29 protein-coding genes and 2 tRNA genes are annotated in these 23417 nt (G+C 44.3%); 23 read left to right on the forward strand and 8 right to left on the reverse strand.

The window, feature by feature from the left end; translation table 11 throughout:
- On the reverse strand, positions 1-867 hold the full coding sequence (locus ABEW32_RS15435) for a site-specific integrase (RefSeq protein WP_430188963.1): 867 nt from the start codon (positions 865-867) through the stop codon (positions 1-3).
- Positions 864-1079, reverse strand: a complete 216-nt coding sequence (locus tag ABEW32_RS15440) for a helix-turn-helix domain-containing protein (protein WP_430188965.1) — start codon at positions 1077-1079, stop codon at positions 864-866. The genes ABEW32_RS15435 and ABEW32_RS15440 overlap by 4 nt, the downstream gene beginning before the upstream one ends.
- A 766-nt stretch (positions 1080-1845) precedes the next feature.
- Between ABEW32_RS15440 and ABEW32_RS15445 the strand changes: the two genes are divergently transcribed.
- From ABEW32_RS15445 to ABEW32_RS15465, 5 genes are all read left to right on the forward strand, one after another.
- Positions 1846-2388 carry a hypothetical protein gene (locus tag ABEW32_RS15445; RefSeq protein WP_430188967.1) on the forward strand — a complete coding sequence of 181 codons (543 nt, stop codon included), beginning with the start codon at positions 1846-1848 and terminating at the stop codon, positions 2386-2388.
- A 238-nt stretch (positions 2389-2626) separates the two neighbouring features.
- Complete coding sequence (locus ABEW32_RS15450) at positions 2627-3151, forward strand: hypothetical protein (RefSeq protein ID WP_430188969.1); 525 nt, start codon at positions 2627-2629, stop codon at positions 3149-3151.
- A gap of 82 nt (positions 3152-3233) precedes the next feature.
- Positions 3234-3315: transfer RNA gene (locus ABEW32_RS15455), tRNA-OTHER, on the forward strand.
- Positions 3316-3397: 82 nt separating this feature from the next.
- The gene (locus ABEW32_RS15460; RefSeq protein WP_430188972.1) at positions 3398-3682 is read left to right on the forward strand and encodes a hypothetical protein; all 285 of its coding nucleotides are present in this window, start codon (positions 3398-3400) and stop codon (positions 3680-3682) included.
- A 102-nt stretch (positions 3683-3784) separates the two neighbouring features.
- The gene (locus ABEW32_RS15465) at positions 3785-4213 is read left to right on the forward strand and encodes a hypothetical protein (RefSeq protein ID WP_430188974.1); all 429 of its coding nucleotides are present in this window, start codon (positions 3785-3787) and stop codon (positions 4211-4213) included.
- A 142-nt stretch (positions 4214-4355) separates the two neighbouring features.
- Here ABEW32_RS15465 and ABEW32_RS15470 read toward each other — a convergent pair whose 3' ends face one another.
- The gene (locus tag ABEW32_RS15470) at positions 4356-4493 is read right to left on the reverse strand and encodes a hypothetical protein (protein WP_155742240.1); all 138 of its coding nucleotides are present in this window, start codon (positions 4491-4493) and stop codon (positions 4356-4358) included.
- A 136-nt stretch (positions 4494-4629) separates the two neighbouring features.
- Between ABEW32_RS15470 and ABEW32_RS15475 the strand changes: the two genes are divergently transcribed.
- From ABEW32_RS15475 to ABEW32_RS15505, 7 genes are all read left to right on the forward strand, one after another.
- Positions 4630-5082: a YfbU family protein gene (locus ABEW32_RS15475; RefSeq protein WP_430190372.1), complete on the forward strand. Its 453-nt coding sequence runs from the start codon at positions 4630-4632 to the stop codon at positions 5080-5082.
- A 55-nt stretch (positions 5083-5137) separates the two neighbouring features.
- Positions 5138-5779: a hypothetical protein gene (locus ABEW32_RS15480; RefSeq protein ID WP_430188976.1), complete on the forward strand. Its 642-nt coding sequence runs from the start codon at positions 5138-5140 to the stop codon at positions 5777-5779.
- A 25-nt stretch (positions 5780-5804) separates the two neighbouring features.
- Entirely contained in the window at positions 5805-6104 is a 300-nt protein-coding gene (locus ABEW32_RS15485; RefSeq protein WP_430188979.1) for a hypothetical protein, read from the forward strand.
- Positions 6105-6290: 186 nt separating this feature from the next.
- Positions 6291-6575 carry a hypothetical protein gene (locus ABEW32_RS15490; RefSeq protein ID WP_430188982.1) on the forward strand — a complete coding sequence of 95 codons (285 nt, stop codon included), beginning with the start codon at positions 6291-6293 and terminating at the stop codon, positions 6573-6575.
- On the forward strand, positions 6544-6804 hold the full coding sequence (locus tag ABEW32_RS15495) for a hypothetical protein (RefSeq protein WP_430188984.1): 261 nt from the start codon (positions 6544-6546) through the stop codon (positions 6802-6804). The genes ABEW32_RS15490 and ABEW32_RS15495 overlap by 32 nt, the downstream gene beginning before the upstream one ends.
- Positions 6805-6885: 81 nt before the next feature.
- Complete coding sequence (locus ABEW32_RS15500) at positions 6886-7203, forward strand: ArpU family phage packaging/lysis transcriptional regulator (protein ID WP_430188986.1); 318 nt, start codon at positions 6886-6888, stop codon at positions 7201-7203.
- A gap of 146 nt (positions 7204-7349) precedes the next feature.
- Positions 7350-7532 (forward strand): helix-turn-helix domain-containing protein, encoded by a 183-nt coding sequence (locus tag ABEW32_RS15505; protein WP_430188989.1) that lies wholly within the window; start codon positions 7350-7352, stop codon positions 7530-7532.
- Positions 7533-7670: 138 nt separating this feature from the next.
- Here ABEW32_RS15505 and ABEW32_RS15510 read toward each other — a convergent pair.
- A tRNA-Val gene (locus ABEW32_RS15510) sits at positions 7671-7742 on the reverse strand.
- 140 nt (positions 7743-7882) lie between these two features.
- Here ABEW32_RS15510 and ABEW32_RS15515 point away from each other — a divergent pair.
- Together ABEW32_RS15515 and ABEW32_RS15520 are read left to right on the forward strand one after the other, a co-directional pair.
- Positions 7883-8326 (forward strand): GNAT family N-acetyltransferase, encoded by a 444-nt coding sequence (locus ABEW32_RS15515; protein ID WP_430190375.1) that lies wholly within the window; start codon positions 7883-7885, stop codon positions 8324-8326.
- An 86-nt stretch (positions 8327-8412) separates the two neighbouring features.
- Entirely contained in the window at positions 8413-8649 is a 237-nt protein-coding gene (locus ABEW32_RS15520) for a DUF3892 domain-containing protein (protein ID WP_016822393.1), read from the forward strand.
- 128 nt (positions 8650-8777) lie between these two features.
- Here the strand turns inward: ABEW32_RS15520 and ABEW32_RS15525 are convergent, their stop codons facing one another.
- The gene (locus tag ABEW32_RS15525) at positions 8778-9536 is read right to left on the reverse strand and encodes an MBL fold metallo-hydrolase (protein WP_430188992.1); all 759 of its coding nucleotides are present in this window, start codon (positions 9534-9536) and stop codon (positions 8778-8780) included.
- A 200-nt stretch (positions 9537-9736) separates the two neighbouring features.
- Here ABEW32_RS15525 and ABEW32_RS15530 point away from each other — a divergent pair, with 200 nt between their 5' ends.
- Entirely contained in the window at positions 9737-10294 is a 558-nt protein-coding gene (locus tag ABEW32_RS15530) for a hypothetical protein (RefSeq protein WP_013371897.1), read from the forward strand.
- A gap of 79 nt (positions 10295-10373) precedes the next feature.
- Positions 10374-10679, forward strand: a complete 306-nt coding sequence (locus ABEW32_RS15535; RefSeq protein WP_007431055.1) for a DUF1292 domain-containing protein — start codon at positions 10374-10376, stop codon at positions 10677-10679.
- 114 nt (positions 10680-10793) lie between these two features.
- On the opposite strand, the gene ABEW32_RS15540 is transcribed toward ABEW32_RS15535, so the two are convergent.
- A complete protein-coding gene (locus tag ABEW32_RS15540) occupies positions 10794-12269 on the reverse strand; it encodes an aminotransferase class I/II-fold pyridoxal phosphate-dependent enzyme (protein ID WP_430188995.1) in 1476 nt (491 codons plus the stop codon).
- Positions 12270-12455: 186 nt separating this feature from the next.
- On the opposite strand from ABEW32_RS15540, the gene ABEW32_RS15545 reads away from it, so the two are divergent.
- Positions 12456-13742, forward strand: coding sequence for an MFS transporter (locus ABEW32_RS15545; RefSeq protein ID WP_430190377.1), 1287 nt, complete (start codon positions 12456-12458; stop codon positions 13740-13742).
- A gap of 55 nt (positions 13743-13797) precedes the next feature.
- On the opposite strand, the gene ABEW32_RS15550 is transcribed toward ABEW32_RS15545, so the two are convergent.
- Positions 13798-14430: a DUF1054 domain-containing protein gene (locus tag ABEW32_RS15550; protein WP_430188998.1), complete on the reverse strand. Its 633-nt coding sequence runs from the start codon at positions 14428-14430 to the stop codon at positions 13798-13800.
- A 278-nt stretch (positions 14431-14708) separates the two neighbouring features.
- Here ABEW32_RS15550 and ABEW32_RS15555 point away from each other — a divergent pair, with 278 nt between their 5' ends.
- Both ABEW32_RS15555 and gndA read left to right on the forward strand, forming a co-directional pair.
- A complete protein-coding gene (locus ABEW32_RS15555) occupies positions 14709-15308 on the forward strand; it encodes a hypothetical protein (protein WP_430189000.1) in 600 nt (199 codons plus the stop codon).
- 173 nt (positions 15309-15481) lie between these two features.
- On the forward strand, positions 15482-16888 hold the full coding sequence (gene gndA, locus ABEW32_RS15560) for an NADP-dependent phosphogluconate dehydrogenase (RefSeq protein ID WP_013371891.1): 1407 nt from the start codon (positions 15482-15484) through the stop codon (positions 16886-16888).
- A 236-nt stretch (positions 16889-17124) separates the two neighbouring features.
- Here gndA and ABEW32_RS15565 read toward each other — a convergent pair whose 3' ends face one another.
- Positions 17125-17439, reverse strand: a complete 315-nt coding sequence (locus tag ABEW32_RS15565; RefSeq protein WP_430189003.1) for a rhodanese-like domain-containing protein — start codon at positions 17437-17439, stop codon at positions 17125-17127.
- Positions 17440-17706: 267 nt separating this feature from the next.
- Here ABEW32_RS15565 and aroA point away from each other — a divergent pair, with 267 nt between their 5' ends.
- From aroA to ptsP, 4 genes are all read left to right on the forward strand, one after another.
- Positions 17707-18999 carry a 3-phosphoshikimate 1-carboxyvinyltransferase gene (gene aroA, locus ABEW32_RS15570; protein WP_430189005.1) on the forward strand — a complete coding sequence of 431 codons (1293 nt, stop codon included), beginning with the start codon at positions 17707-17709 and terminating at the stop codon, positions 18997-18999.
- A 33-nt stretch (positions 19000-19032) separates the two neighbouring features.
- Entirely contained in the window at positions 19033-19467 is a 435-nt protein-coding gene (locus ABEW32_RS15575) for a CoA-binding protein (RefSeq protein WP_013310932.1), read from the forward strand.
- Positions 19468-19764: 297 nt separating this feature from the next.
- Positions 19765-21648 carry a glucose PTS transporter subunit IIA gene (locus ABEW32_RS15580; protein ID WP_430189008.1) on the forward strand — a complete coding sequence of 628 codons (1884 nt, stop codon included), beginning with the start codon at positions 19765-19767 and terminating at the stop codon, positions 21646-21648.
- Positions 21645-23390: a phosphoenolpyruvate--protein phosphotransferase gene (gene ptsP, locus ABEW32_RS15585; RefSeq protein WP_430189010.1), complete on the forward strand. Its 1746-nt coding sequence runs from the start codon at positions 21645-21647 to the stop codon at positions 23388-23390. Before ABEW32_RS15580 ends, ptsP begins: the two co-directional genes overlap by 4 nt.
- The last annotated feature ends 27 nt before the right edge of the window (positions 23391-23417 follow it).

Here is a 23417-nt window from a genome sequence, read left to right on the forward strand (position 1 = left end):
TCAAACGGGGGTCCCTATGCTTGTGCATATTACAAGATCATTGTCTTGGTAAATACTTGGATCGCTAATTTTTTCTTCATTGCAACGTTTTTTTAATTTTCGTAATTCAGCAGCAGTGTTACTATCAATTCCGATCATTCTTGTCCCCGCATCTGTTTTTGCTCCTATTTGAAATGTTCCATCTAACAAAAGCGTTTGTACTATAGAAATGGTTCTTTTTTCAAGATCAACATCTTTCCAGCGAAGCCCCAGTATTTCGCCACGCCGCATGCCTGTGGTAAGAGCTAAGAGAAAAGCATAATAATAGCGATCTTCTTTTGAAGCATTCAAAAATTTGTGAGCCTCATCATCAGACCAATATAGCATTTCCTTTTTCTCTGCTTTTGGCCTTTTTACGGCTAGAGCGGGATTCTTAACGATCATATCGTGTGCTGCAGCCTTATTTAATGATTCATTTATAATGGAATGAACTTTTTGGATATTTTCGCCCGATAATTTACCGGACTCAAATAGTGAATTGTACAAGTTTTGTATATGCCGTGGTTTAATCTCGGCAAGTTCAAGACCACCAAGAACAGGCAGGATATGATTATTGACCAATGCGGTGTACATTTTGAGAGTTCCTGCTTTAACACTTGTGAGCTTGTCTCGGAGGTGTTCTTTCATATAGTCACGGTACAAAGTTTTGGAAGCTTCAAGATTGAGACCTCCTTTTAATTGATTTTTCAATTCCAACTCTGCCGCTTCGGCTTCTTTCTTAGTTTTAAACCCCCGCCGTTTAATTCGCTTACGGTTTTTTCCTTCCCCATCTTCAATTACAAAATACCATTTGTTCTTTTTTAAGTTGTCGTCTTTAAATGCGGTCATTCCGAAGCCTCCCGTTGATACTCTATTATGTCGTTCAAACTTACACACTCTAAAGCTGTACATATTTTGTTAAGTGTTTCAAAATCAACCCGCTTGGCTCGGTCATGATAAAGCTCTGAAACGGTATTACGAGCTAATCCAGTCATTTCAACTACATCAGAGATTTTAAGTCGTTTACGTCCCATAACCTCACTTAGTTTATTTACAATCATCTAATCACCTTCCTAATGACTATAATGATAAACAAGTGACTCTAAATAATCAATATGTTGATCATAATGAAGTGTCTTGATTTGTTGATGTCAAAAACGTACGAAAGAAATAGCGAAAAAATTCTAAGATAATAGCAATATCCTATCAGTCATTAGGTTTTCTATAGTGTATTCTTATAACATGGAAAACAAAGAGAGCAGCACCCGACACAAACACATTCCTGTTTGACGGTGGTAGGCGTAAGACGAGCGGCACCAGTTAGCCCCTTGCTATAAGACCTACAGAGAGCCGCAAAGGTAGGACAAGCGGGCATGTTGCTCTTTCTATTTTCACTACTCCACTCTTGCTAAATGTGCGTCTGACAAGCGCATTCCCCACGGTGATCCTAGCTGCTAAAGAGTGGATCAGGAGCGCAACTGGTCGCGTAAACAAGTACCGGATTCCAACAAAGCTTATATCATTACCTGTAAGCCCAGGCTGTACGTGACGCGTTCGTGCGGTCTGGCGGGGTTTCATGCAGAATGCGAGGTGCGCTACGTGGGTCAGTTCCCCACAGTCCCGGTTCAAATCCGGGCTTCTGCTAACATGGAATCAAAACCCATTTTTTTGTTGAATAATTACAATAAAAGACTTATAATGTAAATGTTCATAAATACCTGTAAAAACGTTATCGATCATGAATGCTCTAATAGATTCTATACATAATGATTTGATTGATAAAGTTGTGCAGGTACAAAAAAATTAAAAGAAAGAAGGCATCTGAATATGAAAAACATCAAAAAAGCTTCTGTAGTATCCGTTTTGTCTTTAGCTCTTGCAATTCCATTAACTGCTTCTGCCGCAGTTACTACGGATGTTGCACCAGCTACAACTGACTCAACAGCAGTTTCCCAATCTGCAAACACATCGACTGATGTGAATACACCAACACCAGGAGATCATGTTATTACTCCTCAACACCAGCAGGATAAATTCGGGAGTACTGTGAAAAGCTTACCTGGCGAAGGTAGTGCGACAGCTCCCTTTAAAGTGACTGGTGGATATGGGTATGTTAAAATTAACTTTAAGAACAATTCTAGTGATCCAGTAAAAATAATTGTGACACATAATGACACTAATAAAAATTATTATGAAGAAGTCTTGAGCGGAAAAAGTTCGGACAGTTGGAAGAGTTATCCCGGAGTTAAGCAAGGTGTGCGATCTGGTGACTATACAGTGACCTTCAGAGGTGGAAAGAATGGAGATGGAACTAAACCAGTAGATGTAACATTTAGTGGTTTTACAACAGATAATACATCTGAACTTTAATAAGCTATAAGGATACACACATAAAATACGTGAGAAGAGCCGTAGATTCATTGTACGGCTCTATTTTCATACGTGCGTATGCAGAAACCAACTCAACACAAACACAGGGCAAACCGTCATGGTCTGCCCTCTTTGCTTTACCTTAATATGATCTTATTGTAAGAAAAATTAAAAAAACATGGAATCTTTTAGTAGTCCGAGGTGGTAGTTAAATATACAAATATAGGAGGAATAAGCTTTGAAGAAAAAACATTTTATTGCACCAGCCTTGGCACTAGGTCTAATTGGGGGAGCTATTGCCGTACCCAATGCGATTTTTGCAGATTCAAATGCTGTAACTGATTCTACACCAGCTACAACTGGCTCAACAGCAGTTTCCCAGTCTGCAAACACATTGACCGATGTGAATACACCAAAAGCGGGAGATCATGTTATTACTCCTTATGCTACCAAATCGGTGGTTGATAGAACTCTCCGCAACACAGAACTTACAGAGAGTTTCGATATACCTGCAGGTTATGGCTATGTTAAAGTATGGATACGTAATGACGGTAAGCAGCCAATTAAATTTTCGGTGAACAGAGGCTCAGAAACAGGTTCACAAATGATGTCTGGAACTGTAGAACCTGGTCGCACTTACAGTGAAATTAGTTCAAGCGCTTGGCCTGGTGCTAATAAGTATTATGTATCTCTTTCCTCGGGTAAAGCATATATGGAGGGCGAGATGTCAGTTCGTATAGGCTCTTCACGAGGGGAACTGTAATAATCAAATTATTGTTATTTAAATGCAGTAAGGAGGTCTGCCAACGTGCCGGCCTTTTTAGTATCTTCAATATCACTAGTATGCACGGTTAGCTTAATGGTAGAGCATAGGCGGGCCCGAGTAAAACAGACCTAAAGGCGTGGGTTCGATTCCCACACCGTGCACCTAAATAAATGGATCAATGAGAGTGGCGTATATGCGCTGCTCTTTTTGTTTTCACAATAATAGAAAAGGAAGTGTTTTGTAATGAGTACAGAGGCAAGCGCAGTACGTAACGGCGGATTTGGGTATCTTGGTTCGGATAATATCTTTAAGGTGGTAAATACCGAGGCTGAGGCTCGTAAGTATAGCCCTACTGGTAGAGTAATAAGCTTTGCAGGTCCACACGCATATGGTAACCCTGTTGTCCCTACAGGCACGGAAGAATACGACCAACTGGCTATCAAGCTGCATGCAGATGGTAGTCTGACCGAGAGCGAAGGGTTCACTATCCCGTCTCATATCGCTAAGGTAGTCAAAGAGCTGCAGTAGTGATGTGAAAAGCGAAGGAGTGAAATAGTTTTATTCTCGACCTAATAGCTCAAAAAAGTTAGAATCTTGGTGATAAATAAATTACATCAAGGGGATGTCTTCATGTTTATTAGGCAACGAGATATTTTAACTCCCGAAGAAGTGCTATCAATTGATAAAGAAATATTAGACCCATTATGTGAAAAGACGTGGTTTGATTATAAGCCCGGTGATCAGTTTTTCATTATAGAACAACCAGAAACTCCATACGTGATTGAGAGCACCATGCTTGATGAAGATTATCACTACATTCTTATATATGGGAATGGGCAAAAAATCATCTATTCAGATGCATATCCGCTCTTTACAACCGGAATGTTGATTGAGTGTTTGTCTCTCCATCATGCTTTTATTCTTCATTCATTTGGTAACGGATGGATTGTTTTGTGGGACAGCATGATTTCCATTGAAAGCGAAAAAGGCGAGCTGCTAGTATCGTTCCTGTGGAGAGCTTTAATAGAGATTGAGAAGTCGGGGACGTTTTTTTGGTAGTCAAATAGTTGCAATAGTGTTTATCCCCGGATCAGCTCCGGGGACTTTAGTAGGCCATGTTCCTTGGTGGCGAAAGGCTTCAAAACCATTTGTGGCAGGTTCGATCCCTGCGCCTACTGATATAAGCGGACATGTAAATCATTTACTGTATACTATGCATAATCGCACCTACCATAATGAACGCAATACCAACAACAAGCGCTTTTACTAAAATCGGATAAATAACCCTGTCGTAGAATGCTTCCAATACGTCAAAAATGGAATCTACAAGCCTTTCCATACATCACACCTCCTTTCGAACTAATACTTTCGGCGCATAAAAAAGAATATCCTTCCTATGTGTCGAATTGTTGTGTCGAAGGAGATGATAGAATGTTAACAAAATCAGAACGAGTTATACTTTTAAATCAATTCGAATATTAAAGGAATTGAATCCGTCTGACCGAGATTATTACGATCCGAAAATAGAAATTTTAGAAAACGGATATACCCCTTACTATGATGAAATACTTGGTATGGTTCAAGAAGATTTGCCCGAACATGTTAGTAATGAAGTTTTCAGCATTCTCAACCTATATCGGGCTATTCATTCTTCTTACTCCGAACTAGACGATGTTGAAAAATCTGACTTCAAAGAAACGGACATTCGATTTAAGGGGTTTGACATGAATGAGGAGTATGATCATTATTCATTTGCAAAGTATGTAGTAGAGGGGTACCTCATCTATCAGGATTTACAAAATAAGTCCGGATATAATACTCACCGCAATACTCTTTATAAGTATGGTCAGATGCTTCAGGTATGGAATGAGTTGGACAAAAAAACCAATTTATCAAAAGATGAGATCAAGCGGATTTTGTCACAATAATTTTAAGCACCCTAACCGGTGCTTTTTTCTTTGCCCTTATTCCATAAGGAAGGAGGTGTTAACAATAGAAGAGAGCATTTTAATTTACATTGGCCCGCCGATCCCATCGCGCGGGTTATTTCAGTTTGGCAGTTTTGTCGGAGATATACCGGAGTTTCTTGAACCACTCATGCAAGTGGAAGAGATCCGGGAGTTGGTAGTTGATGTGAATCACTTGGTTGAAGCCAAGAAGGAAATGAGCATTATCGGTACTGAAAAGAACAAAGCATTTCAGTATCTCTCGAACCCAAACAATATAGAAGCGGAGTTGAGCAAATTGGATTATAAAAGCTTTTTAGGGAAGGGCCCAAATGACACACTCGATTTGATAGACTTACTCCAGCAGCAGGTAAAGGAATTACAGGAAGGCAACAAGGCTGCTTGTGAGTCACGCGAGGCGGCAGTCAGAAGCATGCGTGAAACCTGTGTAACCAGCAATCAGCATTATGCCAAGGTTGTCGATTTAGTGGACCAGTTGGCAGAGAAGGACCGGACAATAGCTGCGCTTGAACTCGAATCAAAAGGTCATAAGGCACTTAAAGGGTATGCAAAAATTCTATTATCTTTCATAAAACCTGACGGCACACCTGTAGATAGCTATAGCTTCCGAGAAATTGCCAAGGAACTGCGAACTACGGTTACAGCATTAGGGGAGTAACCACCATATTAGGGAGGTAAACGGAATGGTCAAACGTCAGTACCGCACAGGCGGTCAGGTGCAGAAGCGCCAACGCAGTATGGGTCCAAAATTGCCGGGCTCGACTGCTTGGGATATTCCAACTCCTGTGCCGGACTTACTGCTAGATAGCCTGAGTGATCCTATTCCTAAAAATACTGTCAAAGAAATTCACAGATTAGCCAAGGCGGGTGTATCTCGTTCAGATATCGCAAAGCAGGTCGGAGTCTCCAAAATGCGAGTGATTCACGAGCTGTCCAAAAAATATAAAAATAAATTCGCTCCTAAAGATCAGCGGAAGGAGTGACCGTCAAATATGTGGTTTAAGATCTTGCTGGGCTCAATTCTAGTAATCTCTTTCCTTTGTATCTTTGCTGATAGAGAACAAAATAAGGGATTTATCAGTGACATGTTCTATATATGTATTGCTTCTATCATTGCACTGTCGATACTAACTGTTTTTCAATAAATCAACTGAGAGGGGTAACCACCCATGAACGTAACTATTAAAGCTCATTTCAATAAACAGACAAAAGACTCCAAAAAGGAGCTTGTGCAGTTCTATGTAAAAGGAGAGGACGAGCGGCGCCCAGAGCTTAACCAGATGACTCGCGAGGTTGTCGTACTGTCGATTAAGGGACTGGATAAGGTGGAGTTAACAGCAGAATTCAAAAAGTCTGCGAAGGATGCTAAAAAGACGGTTTTAGAATTTGAAGTTAAAGGTGACTCTTCTGCTGCCCAAACCTTTGAATTTTACAAACTGGCTGGCACGGATTGAATTGAACATTACCGAGTCTCAAATGGACATTGACGAGTTTCAGGAGGGACAAAAGGCATATCGTGAAGGACTTAAAGGAACCATCGCCAAGGACGGTACAGTAGACGTTAATCGGGGAGACGATCCAAACCAAGCTGAATTGCCGCTGGATGATGAAGAGGCCGCAGCCGCTGAGATTGCCGCAAGTGCTGCAGGTGGAGATAACCCGGACGACGATTTGCCTTTCTAAGCAAACTGCACTTATACACTCCCCGGCTTCGGTCGGGGGATTTACTTAATACAGAATTACAGAGCATGAGGTGATTACAAGGTGGGTCAACAAAGCTTTCTTCCTGGAATTGATCAGGAGCGTACACAGTCGGAGGTAGAGGCGGCGTTCGAGAAGTACAGGCTATATAAATTCTTGACCTTTGAAGAACGGGAAGCAAAAACAACTGCAATCTGGAGTGATTCGCCAAGGAGCTTCACTGGAACTACTACTGACCAAACGGCAAGCATTGCTATTCATAATGTAGATACTCCAGCAGCTCGCCGGGAATATTGCGAAAGGATTGAACGGATCGTTCGCAGATTGCCCCGCATGGAGAAGTTTTTATATAGAAGAAAAGTATATGAACATCGAGCATGACTACATCACTCACGAGAATGTTTATTCATTTAAATTCCAGCCCCCAATAAGCTCAGGAACTTATAGCAAAATACGTTGGAAGGCATTTTACAAACTGGCGATGGATTTGAATTTAATTGTTGAAAGGACAGGGGATGATGACTACCATGGAATTCAAGAGTAAGGAAGATTATCCGTCCGTTCTTGATGCGAAGCACATACAAGCCATATTGGGGATCGGTGAAAGACAAACATACGAGTTGCTGAATTCGGATCAGTTCCATACAGTTCGTGTTGGAAGGATGATAAAAGTATCTAAGGAAGTATTCCTCAGGTGGCTTGAAGGATAAAAAAATGGTGCCGAATATGGCACCATTTTTGCTTTAGTATAATGAAGGGCACCAAACGGGCACCAAAAATGAATTTGATGTATATCTGACTGTTGAACGAAAACAAAAAAAGCCTTGATTTTCAAGGCTTTTGACGAATAGGACGGATGGGGATCGAACCCATGACCCTTACCCTGTCAAGATAATGCTCTCCCGCTGAGCTACCGTCCTGTAGTTACTAGATAATATCATGTATTAACCATATATGTAAAGTGAAAAAATAGAAATCAGCCTGTACTTCATGACTATTTATATATATAATTCAAATTTAGTGAGTTTACATTTGAAATTAAGGATAGGAGGAACAGATGATGGCCGCAGAAATTATAACTGTAACAACAGAAGAGCAACTGCAGAAGGCAATATTGATCCGTACCAAAGTGTTTGTCGAAGAGCAGAAGGTTCCTCTGGATCTTGAAATTGATCATTATGACAAGCTGGGAGATACCGCCCATCATTTGCTAATTTGTGAACATGGGGAAATGGTGGCTACTGGTCGGCTGACATATTACGATGAAGAGACAGCTAAAATGCAACGTATTGCCGTTCTCAAGGAGCATCGTGCAGCAGGTTATGGACGTGTATTACTGCTAGCACTGGAGGAACGTGCACGTGAACTTGGGCTGAGATACTCGTTGTTAGATGCTCAATGTCAAGCTGAGAAGTTTTACGAAAAGCTTGGCTATGAAACGATCTCCGATGAACCTTTTGACGATGCGGAAATACCGCATGTACGTATGCGTAAAAAGTTATAGTCGAGGCACAGGGTGTATACAAAGCTGTACAATGCGCATGCTAGTAAAAGTTCCTCCACTATACTATGGATAAGGAGCGATGCAGCATGGCTAATACAGAACGAGAACAAATTACGGCAGTACGTAAAAACGGGGATGGCGATCTTGCGTCATTTCAGACGTCTACTGGACGGATTTTGGATTATAGCCAAGCGTTGAACGAGATTGAAGCAGGTTCAATTGCAGGCGTCAACGTGTTCAAGGCCAAGGATGGAAGCAAACGAATTCGAGGGGATGCCGATGGAGATCCTTCTAATAACCTGGATCAACTGCCGTTGTTCTGACCTTGACTCGCAACATTAACGTCCAAGCTTATCATTGTATACAAAAAATATGCAGCAAGCCGCCTAGCTATCCTTTGTAGGAAAGTCGGGCGGCTTTTTGTTAATTGTTAATACTCCCTTTAGCTCGGTTACTCTGCACGTTCCAATTTTACTAGCGGATATACTCGTTGCTGCTCCAGAAAGGACATAATCCCTGCCTTATCTCTAAATTGTTCCATATCGTCACTATAGTGCATCAGATGAATTTGCTCTTGAAGAGGTGTTGGCAAGCTTAGCAGCTCATCTAACGTTGTATGGACTTCTCCGGCACCTTGTAATTGAACCTCATGTAAAATGCTCCGACATCCCCGTTCATGCACCAGATGATGAAGTAAATCGGGATCAAAAACCATGTCCGCACTATAAAAAAGACGATCATTAATGAACAAAGAGTAACTGTTTTTACCAGGAATATGCCGTGTAGGGATCAGCTCTACCTGGATACCCGGTACTAAGGTGGTGGGTACGCCAGGGGTTATGACATTTACCTCGAATACATCCTCAAGCTTGTCAATCATACCTTGCTGTGACATGCCGCCCTTGAGCGTATGCTCCCATAAAGGATGGATTAATGGTTCGGCGATATAAAGCAGAGGTTTGCGACGATGGAGGATATTCATTTGAAAACCGAATTCCTCTAGGCCTCCGACATGATCTGCGTGAATATGTGTGATTAAAATAGCGTCAATATCAGGCAAAGGGACACCCATCTGGTGTAATGCTAGAGATGCCGTTGTACCGCAATCGATCAGCAGCTTGCCTTCCCCGCTATCCAGCAGCGCGTTGTTGTTGTAATAATGCTTGGCAAAGGCGCTACCTGTACCAAGCATCTGTATCGTTAGGCCCATTATGGATTCACCCTCCAGACGATGTGTTATAAGACACTCTACAATCGTATTTTAACATCTAGGCTGCAGGAACTAAAGATTTGGCTCCTTATGTAAAAACTTTGGACAATTTGTGAAACACAGCGCAACTTGTGCGGCTGAGCTAGGTATAAATGTACGACAGATGGTTTTTAACAGATAACGATGGAGGGATATGTAGTATGAAATGGAGAAAAGTGATGGCCCTAGTGATGGCCTTTTCAATAATGGGAGGGACCGTCATTTCGGCGGAGTCCGCCAAGGACCAAGTGCAGTTGATTATTAACGGAGAAGTGTCAAAAGATGGCGCAGTTGTCATTGATGGGAAAACTTATGTGCCTATCCGTGACTTTAACGGGCTTGTAAATTTTGATCCCTCTGGTGGAAAAGTTGTCTTCGACCAGCCAAACGTGCATATGTTCCTGTTCAAGGGAGATACTGTGTTTGGTAACGTGAATAAAGGTAACAAAGTGAAGTTTAATGTTTTCAGCCAAATTGATACCCTGAAAACAGATATCTCCGGAGTGAAAGTAGCGATTACCGACCCTTCGGGCAATGTAAAGGATATTCAGTCCCAAGATATCAAAGGAGCGCAAAAGGATAACTTCTGGTTCCGTACGAACGACTTTACGTATGATTTCAAAACAGCAGGGAACTATCGAGTCGGTTTCTACATTAAAGAAAGTAAAGACGGTAGTTATACACTGGTATCCGAAAAAGTCATTACAGCGATAAATTAGGCATACCACAAATTGACCTGCACTCTTGATCATGTTACGATACGAGGGAAAATAAAACAATTTGAAGGTAGGTATTTCCATGAGTGATCACAAACATGAACACGGTGAAGCCTGCAACCACGATCATGACCACGAACATGAAGAAATGGTTCTTACGCTAACTGATGAAAATGGCAAAGATGTAGAAATGGTGCTGGTAGAGACCTTTGACGTAGAAGATCACGTGTATGCTCTGTTGCTTGAGCGTGGCAATCCCGAAGCGGATGGTATCATTCTTCGTATGGAAGAAGAAAACGAAGAAATGGTGCTTTACAATATTGAGGACGAAGATGAGTGGAAGCGTGTAGAAGCAGCTTATAGCGAGCTTGTTGCCCAATACGAATAAGATTGGATACAGCAGCTGTTCTTGCTCTTCAAAACACTAGAAAAGCCCCCAAATGGGGGCTTTTTTTGTTGACCATCAACATTTTTTTGCATGCAGATGCTAACAGATCATTGTTTAAGAAATAGCGTCAGTTTCAACGATAACCTTCACCTGATGTACCGTTCGATCCTCAGGTCCTTTAACAGGCAGGCCTACTTCCACATGATCAACAATATAATCAATATTGTCCTGCGAAATAACTTCGCCCGGCAATAGGATTGGGATGCCTGGTGGATATACATAAATGAATTCTGCAATGATACGGCCAGCAGATTCCTTGAAGGGTACGATTTCCGTATCTCCGTAAAAAGCGTCTCTCGGAATGAGGGATAGCTGCGGTATATCCGGTATCTTGACAACCAGCTCATGCTGCTGACCTGTGGAATAGTGCAGTGAAGCCAGCTCGCGCAAAGCTTTTAATAAAATGTCAATTTCCTCTTTGGTATCACCAGGAGTCACCAAACAGAGAATATTATACATATCGCTAAGCTCAACTTCGATATTGTAGTGATCTCTCAACCAATTTTCCACATCATATCCGGTAAGGCCTAAATGGCGAATATGAACCGTTACTTTGGTCGGATCATAATCATAGGTAGCTTCCGTGCCAAGAATTTCACTGCCAAAGCAATATAGCCCTTCGATTTTGTTGACCTCTGTGCGGCAATATTCAGCTAATTCCAGAGCACGTTGTGCGATTTCATGGCCATTAAGGGCCAAATTGCGTCGGGATGTGTCCAACGAAGCCAGCAGGATATACGAAGTGGACGTTGTTGTCAGCATACTGAAAATAGTTTGTACACGCTGCGGATTAACGAATCCGTTTTTCGTATTTACATTTAGTATCGAGCTTTGAGTCAAGGAACCACCCAGCTTGTGCACGCTTGTAGCAGACATGTCTGCCCCAGCTTCCATGGCGGACATCGGCAGATCAGGGTGAAAATGAATCAGTACTCCATGAGCCTCATCGACCAGGACCGGCACATTATAGCTGTGAGCGAGATCTACAATTTCCTTCAAATCGGCGCACACACCGTAATATGTCGGGTTGATGACAAGGACGCCCTTGGCGTCAGGGTGGCGTTCCAATGCCCGGCGTACGGACTTGGTTGTAACCCCGTGGTGAATACCGAGATTCTCATCACTGACCGGAGAAATAAATACCGGCTTCGCACCAGCGAAGATAATGGCAGACATTATGGATTTGTGTATATTTCGGGGTACAATAATTTTATCACCTGGCATGCAAATGGACATAATCATGGTGATAATGGCTCCGCTTGTTCCCTGTACACTGTAATAAGTATAATCTGCTCCGAAGGCTTCTGCTGCGAGCTTTTGAGCTTCTTCAATGACGCCTGACGGCTGATGTAGATCGTCCAATGGAGCGATGTTGATCATATCTATGGAAAAAGCATTATCCCCCATAAATTCGCGAAATTCCCGATCTGCTCCCACTCCCTTTTTATGACCTGGGATGTGAAATTGAACCGGGTTGCTCTGAGCATGCTTTTTTAAAGCAGTAAAAAGCGGGGTGGTGCTTTGATTCATTAGTGTTGTCACAACCTTTCATGCAGGATTCGACAATCCTGTGCAATTGATAATAGAACAAAATTGAGTATAGCAGTTTGAAGTAGGAATGCAAGCGATTGAGGATGCATTTATTTGCGAAAGAGCGGAGTAGGCGGAGAACCTGGAATGTATAGACAAAAAACGAAGGTGGAGGATGTGGGAAAGATGAAGCAATTAAGACGAAAAAAAGCTTCACAGCAGTTGTGGACTCCCTTTTTCGCTAAATTATGGATACTGGTATTTCTGGTCGAATTTATGAAGGGATCTCTTCTGGTATCCATCCTGCCAGTATATATGGGAGAAACGTTGGGGCTGTCTGCCGGAATTATCGGTTTAGCCTTTTCGCTTCAGTATTTCGGAGACAACGCATTCCGGGCGCCGGCGGGCTGGATCGCTGAACGACTTGGTTACCGTGGAACGATGTCAACCGCGTTGTTGTTTACCCTTGTAGCAATCATTATGCTAAGCGCTCTGACAGCGCCTGTGTGGCTCGTCATCGCATGTCTGCTACTAGGACTGGGGACATCTCCGCTCTGGCCGTGTGTAATGACTGGAACGACTGAAATGTCCGGGCCTAATAACAATAACGGTGCGGCGATGGGGACACTGGAAATTGCGTCCATGGGCGGAACGGGCTTAGGGCCACTCGTGATGAACTTCGCTATATCCCACTATGGGCACTCTTACAGTGTGGTGTTCATGATTTTGATAGGATGCAGCATTGTATTGCTACTGGTTGCTCTTATGCTGCCCGGAACGAACAGGTCTGCAGGCAAAGCTGGACCCGGACATAACGCTCTAATATCTGCGGATGGGAGCTTCAAACACAAGCAGCAAGTGCTGAGAGGTATTCAGGAGACGATCAGCACGCTCAAAACCAAGCTTAACGTGAATCCGCTAATTTACCCTGCGCTGTTTTTACAGTCTTTTGTCATCGGTTTGATCAGCCCTGTGTTAACGCTGTACGCGAGGACAGATCTCGGAATTTCACCGAACCTGTATAGCGTGCTTCTGATTGCCGGCGGTGGGGTGACTGTGCTGGCGTTAATACCTTGTGGCAAGCTGGTAGATCGCCTCGGAACCAAGTATTTTCTGCACATCGGTTTTTTGCTTGCCGGGATCACGCTATTTTTCTTTTCCACTGTACAAACCATTCCGCTTGTGTTTGCATCCGTAGCCATTATTGGTTTAGGATATGCGCTCATTTTGCCTGCATGGAACACATTTCTTGCCCAACTGATTCCAGAAAGCGAGCGTGCAACGGTATGGGGCTTTTTTTTAACACTCCAAGGCTCTGGTATGGTTATCGGCCCGCTCGTTTCAGGAGCCTTATGGGACCGTGCTGGACACACAGCTCCATTTATCATTAGTGGAATTGTGATGCTGCTCATGTTTGGTTGTCATCTGGTTTTGGCGCGCAATCCACGGAGAAAAACCGTTGCTAAGGCTTGAAAGGTGTTCACAAAAGGTGCTCACAAAAGCAGAGCAAGGCCGTATTTATCGGAAGCTACTCCTTTGGAAATGACATCCGATACAGTGGCAGCAAATGCTTAAAGGTAGATCGTACCGTTTGCAGTAAGGCTGCTCCGTCACCGACGAGAGGGTCATTACGATCAATACGGAGTCCACACATGACCTCGGCTTTTTTCACCTGCTGCAGCTTGTTAATGATGGTTTGAAACTCTTCCGTGTCCATGTGCTGGTGCTCTGTACCTTCTGGAGCCATATGATCCATGGACCAGTAGAAATGACCTGGAAGATTAGAGCGCACGTCGCTCAGGTTGGCTTCAAGTGACTGGGCAAACGTTATTTTATTCGGACTTTCATAAATGACTGCGAATATGATGAAAAGATGAGAAGCGAACATACCTACCTCAAAATGCGGTAACGCCTTATATCCGCGTTTATTGGCCGCCCAGGCTACCCATGTATCGATTGGGGGATTGACCTTGCGTCGTGCATGCTTGGCAACGTGAACGTGCATAGGTTCCCCGCATAAGTCCGTCAGGAAGGGGGCTAGCTCCTCGCCGATTGCCTCCAACTTGGGTCGAACCTGCTGAATCAGCACCTCCATGCGAGGTTCCAAGCCTGGTATTTCAAAAACATCAAAGTCCTCTGCAGTAAATCCACTAAATGTCATTCCTATTCCTCCTGTAACTGGGTTAAACCATATCGTTTGGCGTAATATGTCCGATTATAGCATAATGTCACGGGCTTGACCGACTTTAGACCGGGCTCGGTACAAGCATATAAGGCAAAAGTAGGATTGTGCGCTGTTACTCATAAAAATAGGTCAAATAACCAAGTACCCTTACATAAAATGAAGTATAAAATAGAGCAAGGGAAGATCAAGCGGGAAAGCCGCAGGCTTGCTGTAGCCGGACTTCTTGAATCGGACTTGAAGAAGGAGGGAATGCCGTGAACAAGGGCTGTGAGGTAGAATATTGCAATCTAGAGCTCCGGTTTAGCCGTCGGCATATCCATAATCTGATCAAGGATTTGATATCGGAAGGGTATTCGCTGTACTGGAGCGAGGATGAGTCGTATCTGGTTTTGTCGGTGAGAACCGGGCGCAAGCTGGTGAAGCTCCGTTTTCAACAATTGCGCACAGGACACTACAAGCTGGCTGGAGATTATGTAATCCGCGATGCCAAGCTGGCTGAGTGGTTGGAGAAGCTGATTGGAAGCACCCGAGGTCATGCCATTGTCAAAAGAGTCAAGGATCATCATATTCTGGTGGAAAATATTTTGTTCGGCGAGGTCATTCGTCTGGTCGAGGTGACTGGCTTTAAGCAGCGTGTTATTTATCAGAAAGGACCGGTGCTGTCCGCTCAGGAAATGGAGGATATGTACGCTTCCAATGAAGGGGAGACCCGGCTGCTGCTGCTCAAAATGGAAGTGGACGATGAATTGGAGAAGCTGTTCACAGCCATGACCGAGAAAGATACGACTAAAATCGAGAATTGCCACAAACGCCTGCAAACGCTATCTCACCAACTGCTGATGCTGGAAGCGTAGTACATCGGAACACCTCATGCAAATGGGGTGTTTTGATCTGTGATTAGACAGGGGTTCACTTCTGACACTAAAAACGTTAAAATAGAGGTGCACGTGTTCCGATTCACATAAAGTGTAATGCGGTAAAGCGGCGATATAGAATACAAAATATGTTGCAAAGGATGAGGAACCAGATGGCAAAACAGCAAATTGGTGTGATCGGCCTGGCGGTAATGGGTAAAAACTTGGCCCTTAATATTGAGAGCAGAGGCTTCACCGTTTCGGTTTTTAACCGCTCTCCAGAAAAAACGCACGATCTTATCAAAGAAGCAGAAGGTAAAAAACTGACGGGTACTTTCTCCATTGAAGAATTTGTGAATTCACTGGAATCACCCCGTAAAATCCTGATCATGGTTCAAGCTGGTAAAGCTACAGATGCCACGATTGAACAGCTTGTGCCTCATCTGGACAAGGGCGACATTATTATAGACGGAGGCAATGCCTACTTCCCTGATACACAGCGCCGCAGCAAGGAGCTGGAGGAAAAAGGACTTCGCTTTATTGGTACAGGCGTATCCGGTGGTGAAGAAGGTGCCTTGAATGGTCCCGCTATTATGCCAGGTGGACAAGAAAGTGCCTACAAACTGGTAGAGCCGATTCTGACTGCAATCTCTGCTAAAGTGGACGGCGACCCATGCTGTACATATATCGGTCCCGACGGTGCTGGTCACTATGTAAAAATGGTGCACAACGGCATCGAGTACGGCGACATGCAATTGATTGGTGAAGCATATCACTTGCTGAAATCTGTCCTGAATGTGAGTGCAGAAGAGCTTCATGAAATCTTTACAGAATGGAATAAAGGTGAACTGGACAGCTACCTGATCGAAATTACAGCTGACATCTTCTCCCAATATGATGCTGAAACAGGCAAGCCTATGGTAGATGTGATCTTGGACGCTGCAGGTCAAAAAGGTACTGGTAAATGGACGAGCCAAAGCGCGCTGGATCTGGGTGTGCCATTGTCCATGATTACCGAGTCCGTATTCTCCCGTTTCTTGTCTGCTATGAAAGACGAGCGCATTGCGGCAAGCAAAGTACTAAGCGGTCCTAAAGCTGAATCTTTCAGCGGTGACAAGAAAGAATTTATCGAAAGCGTACGTAAAGCATTGTTCGCAAGTAAAATTGTGTCTTATGCTCAAGGCTTCGCTCAAATGCGTGCAGCTTCCGATGAATATGATTGGGATTTGAAATATGGAAAAATTGCAATGATCTTCCGGGGTGGTTGCATTATCCGTTCACAATTCCTGCAAAATATCAAGGATGCGTATGACCGTGATCCTGCACTGAAAAATCTGTTGCTGGACTCTTATTTCAAAAATGTAGTAGAAACGTATCAAGATGCATGGCGTCAAGTAATTTCCGTAGCTGTATCCCAAGGTATTCCTGTGCCTGGTTTCTCCAGTGCGCTTGCATACTATGACAGCTATCGCACTGAGCGTTTGCCAGCAAACCTGCTGCAAGCGCAACGTGACTACTTTGGTGCACACACGTTCAAGCGTGTGGACAAAGAAGGCGTATTCCATCATCAATGGTTCTAATGGACTGACGATATGTAAGAATGAAGTATGTAACACAACGGAAGCTTTTTCGCCTCAAAGGGCAAAAAAGCTTCCGTTTTTTTGATTGTTCTTATAGATACGCTTTTGAGGGTACTAAAGGATTGTGTAATCTTTTGACGCTATGGTATGATAGAAACACAATATTTTAATGCTTTACCGCGTCTAAGCTTTGAGTATAAATAAAAGAGACAGAAAGTTTCCGTCTCTTTTATAAACTAGCTGTTTTGTTGCTCCTGGGACCATTGCAGCATGCCGCCAGTCATGTTGGTGCAGCCCTCGTAACCTAGCTGCTGCAAATATTCGCAGGCACGTTCACTGCGATAACCGCTCCGGCAAATAAAGATGATTTCGCCGGTGCGTTCGATTTCCTCAAGGCGACCCGGAATCTGTCCGAGCGGGATGTGCTTGGCACCTTCAATCATACCTTCCGCTACTTCTTCCGCCTCGCGGACGTCAATCAATTGCAATTGCTCTCCTGCTTGCAGGCGTGCGCGAAGCTCAGAAGGTTCAATCAGAGCGATTTGCGTCATGGCTGGACCTCTTTTCTAATGTATATGGGTACTACTTGTGTTGTTGTCGTGTGAGAAACGTCACACTCTCTATGTATGATAGCGAAGCGATCTCCAAGCTGTCAATTAGCCTAAATCTAAAAAATGAATAAAGATTAGTCAACCAGTTGCTAAGCCTAGACAGACCTAAATAAATATTCCTTATTTTTTGGGTGGAGAAATGAACGTTACAACTTGTATAATTAACGTAAACTAGGATGGTTTGAATCGAAAAGGAGCATGAATATTATGGATGTTATCGTTAGACCTACCCCTTCCTTGCAAGGAGAGATCGGGGCTTTGTCCTCCAAAAACTACACGACTCGTTATCTGCTCATGGCTGCACTTGCCGATGGACAAAGCACCATTTATTATCCAGCTCATAGTGAAGACAGTGACGCGATGCGTCGTTGTATTACCGATCTGGGAGCAGTGCTGGAAGAGGATGATGAAAAAATAGTGATTACAGGTTTTGGTAGCCATCCTCAAGCTGTGAAGGAACTGAATGTAGGCAATGCAGGAGCGGTGCTACGTTTTTTGATGGGAATTGCGTCCCTATGTCCGGATGTTACATTTGTGAATACATATCCCGACTCATTGGGAAAAAGACCACATGATGATTTAATCGATGCATTAGGGCAACTGGGGGTTAAAGTAGAGCATCGTGAAGGCAAGTTGCCAATACGCATCCAGGGTGGTCAGGCAAAGGGCGGTAAAATCCAGGTGTCCGGCTCGGTTAGCTCACAGTATTTAAGCGCTCTGTTGTTCCTGACACCTTTGCTGGAGGAAGATAGTGAGATTGAAGTGCTGCATGATTTGAAATCCAAAGTGGTCATTGGGCAGACTTTGGAGGTATTGCAAGAGGCTGGGATTACCATTCATGCAAGTGATGACTACATGTCTTTCCGCGTGCCAGGGCGGCAATCCTATCAGCCACGTACGTATACTGTACAGGGGGATTATCCAGGGAGTGCTGCGGTGCTAGCGGCGGCTGCAGTAACGAATTCAGATGTTACGATCCATCGTCTTAAAGAGCAGAGCAAACAGGGAGAACGTGCTATTGTAGATGTACTGCGTATGATGGAAGTGCCACTGACACATGAGAACGATACCGTTGTCGTAAAAGGGAACGGTCGGTTAAAAGCCATCGAGTTTGACGGTGATGCTGCGACAGACGCTGTGCTTGCCATGGTAGCTGCGGCTGTATTTGCCGAAGGTACGTCCCGTTTTTATAACGTAGAAAATTTACGGTATAAGGAATGTGACCGCATTACCGATTATTTGAATGAGTTGAGCAAGGCAGGGGCTAAGGTAGAAGAACGACAAGCGGAAATCATCGTGCATGGTAGACCTGAGGGGGTCGAAGGTGGTGTGGAAATTAACGCGCATTTTGATCACCGTGTCATTATGGCATTGACGGTTGTAGGTTTGCGTGCGCAGAAGCCGTTGGTGATCAAGGATGCACATCATGTCGCCAAATCGTACCCGCAGTATTTTGACCATCTGACAACGCTTGGTGCTTCTGTAGAATGGGTAAAATAAAGGTAAGTTAAGATGCAGGCAGGAGGAGATAGAATGGCTTTTGAAAATCCGTCCAGAGAAGAGATTAAGACTATTTTAGAACAAGTAGGCAATATCGCAGTTGTTGGTTTGTCTGATAAATCAGACCGCACCTCATACATGGTTTCTTATGCTATGCAAAAGCGGGGATACCGGATTATTCCGGTTAATCCTGCGGCTGCAGGGCAAACGATTCTTGGAGAGACTTGCTATGCCAGTCTTGCTGAGGTGCCAGAGCCCGTTGAATTGGTTAATGTATTCCGTCGCAGTGAATATTGCGCAGAGGTTGCGCGTGAAGCCGCTGCTATTGGAGCTAAGATACTGTGGCTGCAACAGGGAATAATAAGTCAGGAAGCCGCTGATATTGCGCAGGAGCATGGCATGACGGTTATTATGGATCGCTGCATTAAGGTGGAGGATTCAGTGACCCAGGCTGTACGTAAAGGATAATCACATCACTGATCTCTGCTATATGCACATGAAGAAAACCTTCTTCCCTTATTTCATAGGGTTGAAGGTTTTTGGTGTGAAATCAGAACTATGATACAGTATATTATACTTTCAGGAATCCATATAATGTATGTATGCTTGGAATATGAGAGAATCTATGAATTCATAGGGTTATTGTCGAGTAGTAAGTTATTTGACCTGTAGAAGCATAAATAAATATTTTTGGCAGACGTAACCATTACTTTGACAAAAGTATTTATTCGGCTTACCATCAGGGATAGAAGGGAGAGGAATGCCATGAATTGGCTCGGATCCTTACAACAGCTTGGTCGTGCTGTCATGCTCCCGACGATGGTGCTACCGGCAGCTGCAATATTGCTAAGTCTCGGCAGCCTTCCTTGGGCGACGTGGGGATTCCCTATGGTGTCTGATATGGCAAATGCGGCGGGACACGGGATATTTTATTTTTTGCCGTATTTGTTTGCGGTGGGTGTTGCACTGGGTATGTCGAATCAAGCAGGTCAGGCGGGACTGGCTGCATTGGCTGGTATGGCTATATATGATCAGGTCACATTGAGATTTGGAAACGGACTCATCCAGCCAGCGACGCTGATTGGTATCATTTTGGGGGTCATTTCAGGGTTGGCCTATAATCGTTTCAAAAGCATTAAGCTGCCTGAAGTGCTACAGTTTTTTGGGGGTACCCGATTTGTTCTGCTGCTTATTGGCCTGTTCTCTGCTGTATTTGCTGGGCTCATGTTGATTATTGCTCCGCTGATTCAACGAGGCTTGGAATTTATATTAGGGCTGGAATCAAGCTTGGGCGGCTTTGGACTACTTATTTACGGTATTCTATACCGACTGTTGGCAGCTTTTGGCCTTCACCATCTACTTAATAATATATTTTGGTTTCAACTGGGTACATATAAAACGCCGTCTGGGAACGTTGTGCAGGGGGATTTGCCCCGTTTTTTTGCTGGCGATCCGACAGCGGGCTATTTCATGTCCGGGTTGTTTCCCATTATGATGTTTGCGATCCCTGCTATTGCGTTAGCGATCATTCAGGAAGCTCGTGAAGATTTGAAGCCAAAGGTGCAAAAAACGTTCCTGACGGCTGCATTGGTCTGCTTTTTTACCGGAGTGTCAGAACAGATTGAGTTTGCCTTTTTGTTTGCAGCTCCTTATTTGTTCCTCGTTCATGCGGTTCTGTCTGGTCTGGCCATGTGGCTTACCTTTGAACTGGACATTCATCACGGCTTTTCATATTCGGCGGGCTTTATAGATTATGTCCTTAACTTCCATCTGTCACATAACGCCTGGTTACTAATTCCAGTCGGAGTGGCATATGGACTTGTGTATTATGTACTTTTTCGATGGGCGATCCGTCGGTTCCGTATTCCAACCCCTGGTCGCGAGGAAGGCTCAGTTCTGGAAGATTGGGCCGGTAATATTCCTTACAGTGCTCCGCTTATTTTGGAAGCACTCGGTGGGAAGGAGAATATTGTGCAGGTAGAGGCCTGCATCACCCGTTTACGGCTGACTGTCCACAATGACAGGTTGATTGATACTGGAGCGATGAAGGCTTTGGGATCGGCCGGGCTAATTAATCTGGGCGGGGGTAATTTACAAGTCGTATTTGGAACATATTCAGAACTGATCCGTGAGGAAATTGCGAAACTGATGGAACGTGATCTTCCTCAAATTCTGTTCAATGCTCCTGTACATGGAAAAATGCTACCGATTCATGAAGTGCCTGACAAAATTTTTGCGACGAAGCTGGTTGGAGACGGCGTTGCTTTTGTTCCTGAACGCGGTGAGCTTGTTTCTCCGGTGTATGGTACGGTAATGCATTTGTATCCGACCATGCACGCTTTAGGCATCTCCACACGAGAGGGACTTGAGGTTCTACTTCACATCGGGATTGATACTTCACAGCTAAAAGGGAATTTTACTGCTATGGTAGAAGCAGGCGATACGGTGGAACCGGGGCAATTGCTGATCAAATTTGATTTGCAGGCGCTGCGAGAGCAAGCTCCATCGCTGGTGACTCCTATGGTCATCACGAATCCGGATCGCGTCAAGTCGTGGAGCTTTGCTCCGTTTAAAACAGTGAAAAAAGGTCAGGCCTCGGTAATGTCCGTTGTGCTGCATGACAGGAATGTTGGAGGGGTAGAAACATGATAGAAGGCATCGGCGCCGCAGCAGGTGTGGCCATCGGGAAGGCATTTGTCCTGCCGAGCTGGGAGTGGGATTTACCTGATCAAAAAATGGATACAGTAGATCTTGCGAAAGAATTTGAACGATTGTATGAAGGAATACGTACATCCAAAAGTGAAATCCAGTTTATTAAGGATGAGTTCCGAGAGATGGTGGGTGTGGAGGAATCCAGCATTTTTGATGCTCATCTTGCCATATTGGAAGATCCGGAATTCATGAACGAAATTAGTGGCATTATTCAGCGCCAGTACAAAGCAGCCGAGGTGGCTGTGAAGGAAGCTATTGATCATTTTGTGACCATGTTTGATTTGCTGGATGATGAATATATGAAAGAACGGGCAATCGACATTAAGGATGTGGGGAACCGTCTACTCAAGCATTTGCTGGGCGCACCGGAGGTGACTCTTCCTGACGACACACAGCCCTATATCCTGGTAGCCAAGGAGCTCTCGCCATCTCAATCGGCACACCTGAATCCCAGCTATGTGTTGGGGATTGTGACTATGAATGGTGGTAAAACATCGCATTCTGCGATCATGGCCCGTGCGCTTGGTATTCCACTCGTTTCGGGATTGGAGAGCAATTTGAATTTGCCCGTTCAAACCGGAGATATGATGGTTGTGGACGGGGACCTGGGCAGGGTGTATGTGAATCCAGAAAAATCTGTAATAGACCACTATGTCATTTTGCGTGACGAGCAGCGACGCAGGAAGGAGCAGCTCCAGGTGCTCGCTTCTGTAGAAGCTGTGACCAAGGATGGAACCACGCTGAGGCTGGCCGCCAATATTAGCTCCGCCAAAGAGCTGGAGGCCGCTTTGAAGCATGGAGCTCAGGGTGTGGGGCTGTTCCGCACGGAATTTTTATATATGGATCGCAAATCTGCTCCTGATGAGGAGGAACAGTATCAAGTATACCGGCTAATAGCGGAAAAGGCTGGGAATCACTCTGTGGTTATCCGTACATTGGATATCGGCGGTGATAAGCCGTTGGATTATCTTGAACTTCCAGAGGAAGAAAATCCTTTTCTAGGTTATCGTGCGATACGGATTAGCCTGGATTGGAAGGAACTGTTTAAAACTCAGTTGACTGCAATTTTGCGTGCCAGTGCAATGGGGAATATCAAGGTCATGTATCCAATGATCTCATCCGTGGAAGAGATCCGCCAGGCAGATGCTCTTTTGAAGGAGGCTATGGCGGATTTGGATGCAAGAGGGCTTGCCTATAATCCCAAAATACAGCGAGGGATTATGATTGAGGTTCCGGCTGCGGCGATGATTGCAGATCTCTTAGCAGCTGAAACCGATTTTTTTAGTATCGGAACAAATGATCTAGTGCAGTATGTGCTGGCTGTGGACCGTATGAATGAGCAGATCGCGCATATGTACCATCCATACCATCCAGCTGTACTTCGAATGCTGCGCATGACTGCACAGGCGGCACATCAGGCGGGAATTGATGTGAGTGTCTGCGGTGAGATGGCTGGAGATGAACGATCCGTTCCACTTTGGCTGGAACTGGGAATACATCAGCTCAGTATGTCCCCCCAATCTTTATTGCGGGTCAAGCATCGTGTGCTGAATACGACTGCATCTGAAGCAACGGCAATCGCTCGTGCTTGCTTTGGCATGTCCACTGGTGCAGCGATCGAAGACAAGCTGACTGCAGCTAATATCAGCTGTACCCCAGCCGGACCTGGGCGGCAGTAACATTTTAATATCCGAAAAGCTTAGTAT

Origin of the sequence: Paenibacillus jamilae (genome assembly GCF_050482105.1) — a bacterium.
GTDB lineage: Bacteria > Bacillota > Bacilli > Paenibacillales > Paenibacillaceae > Paenibacillus > Paenibacillus jamilae_B.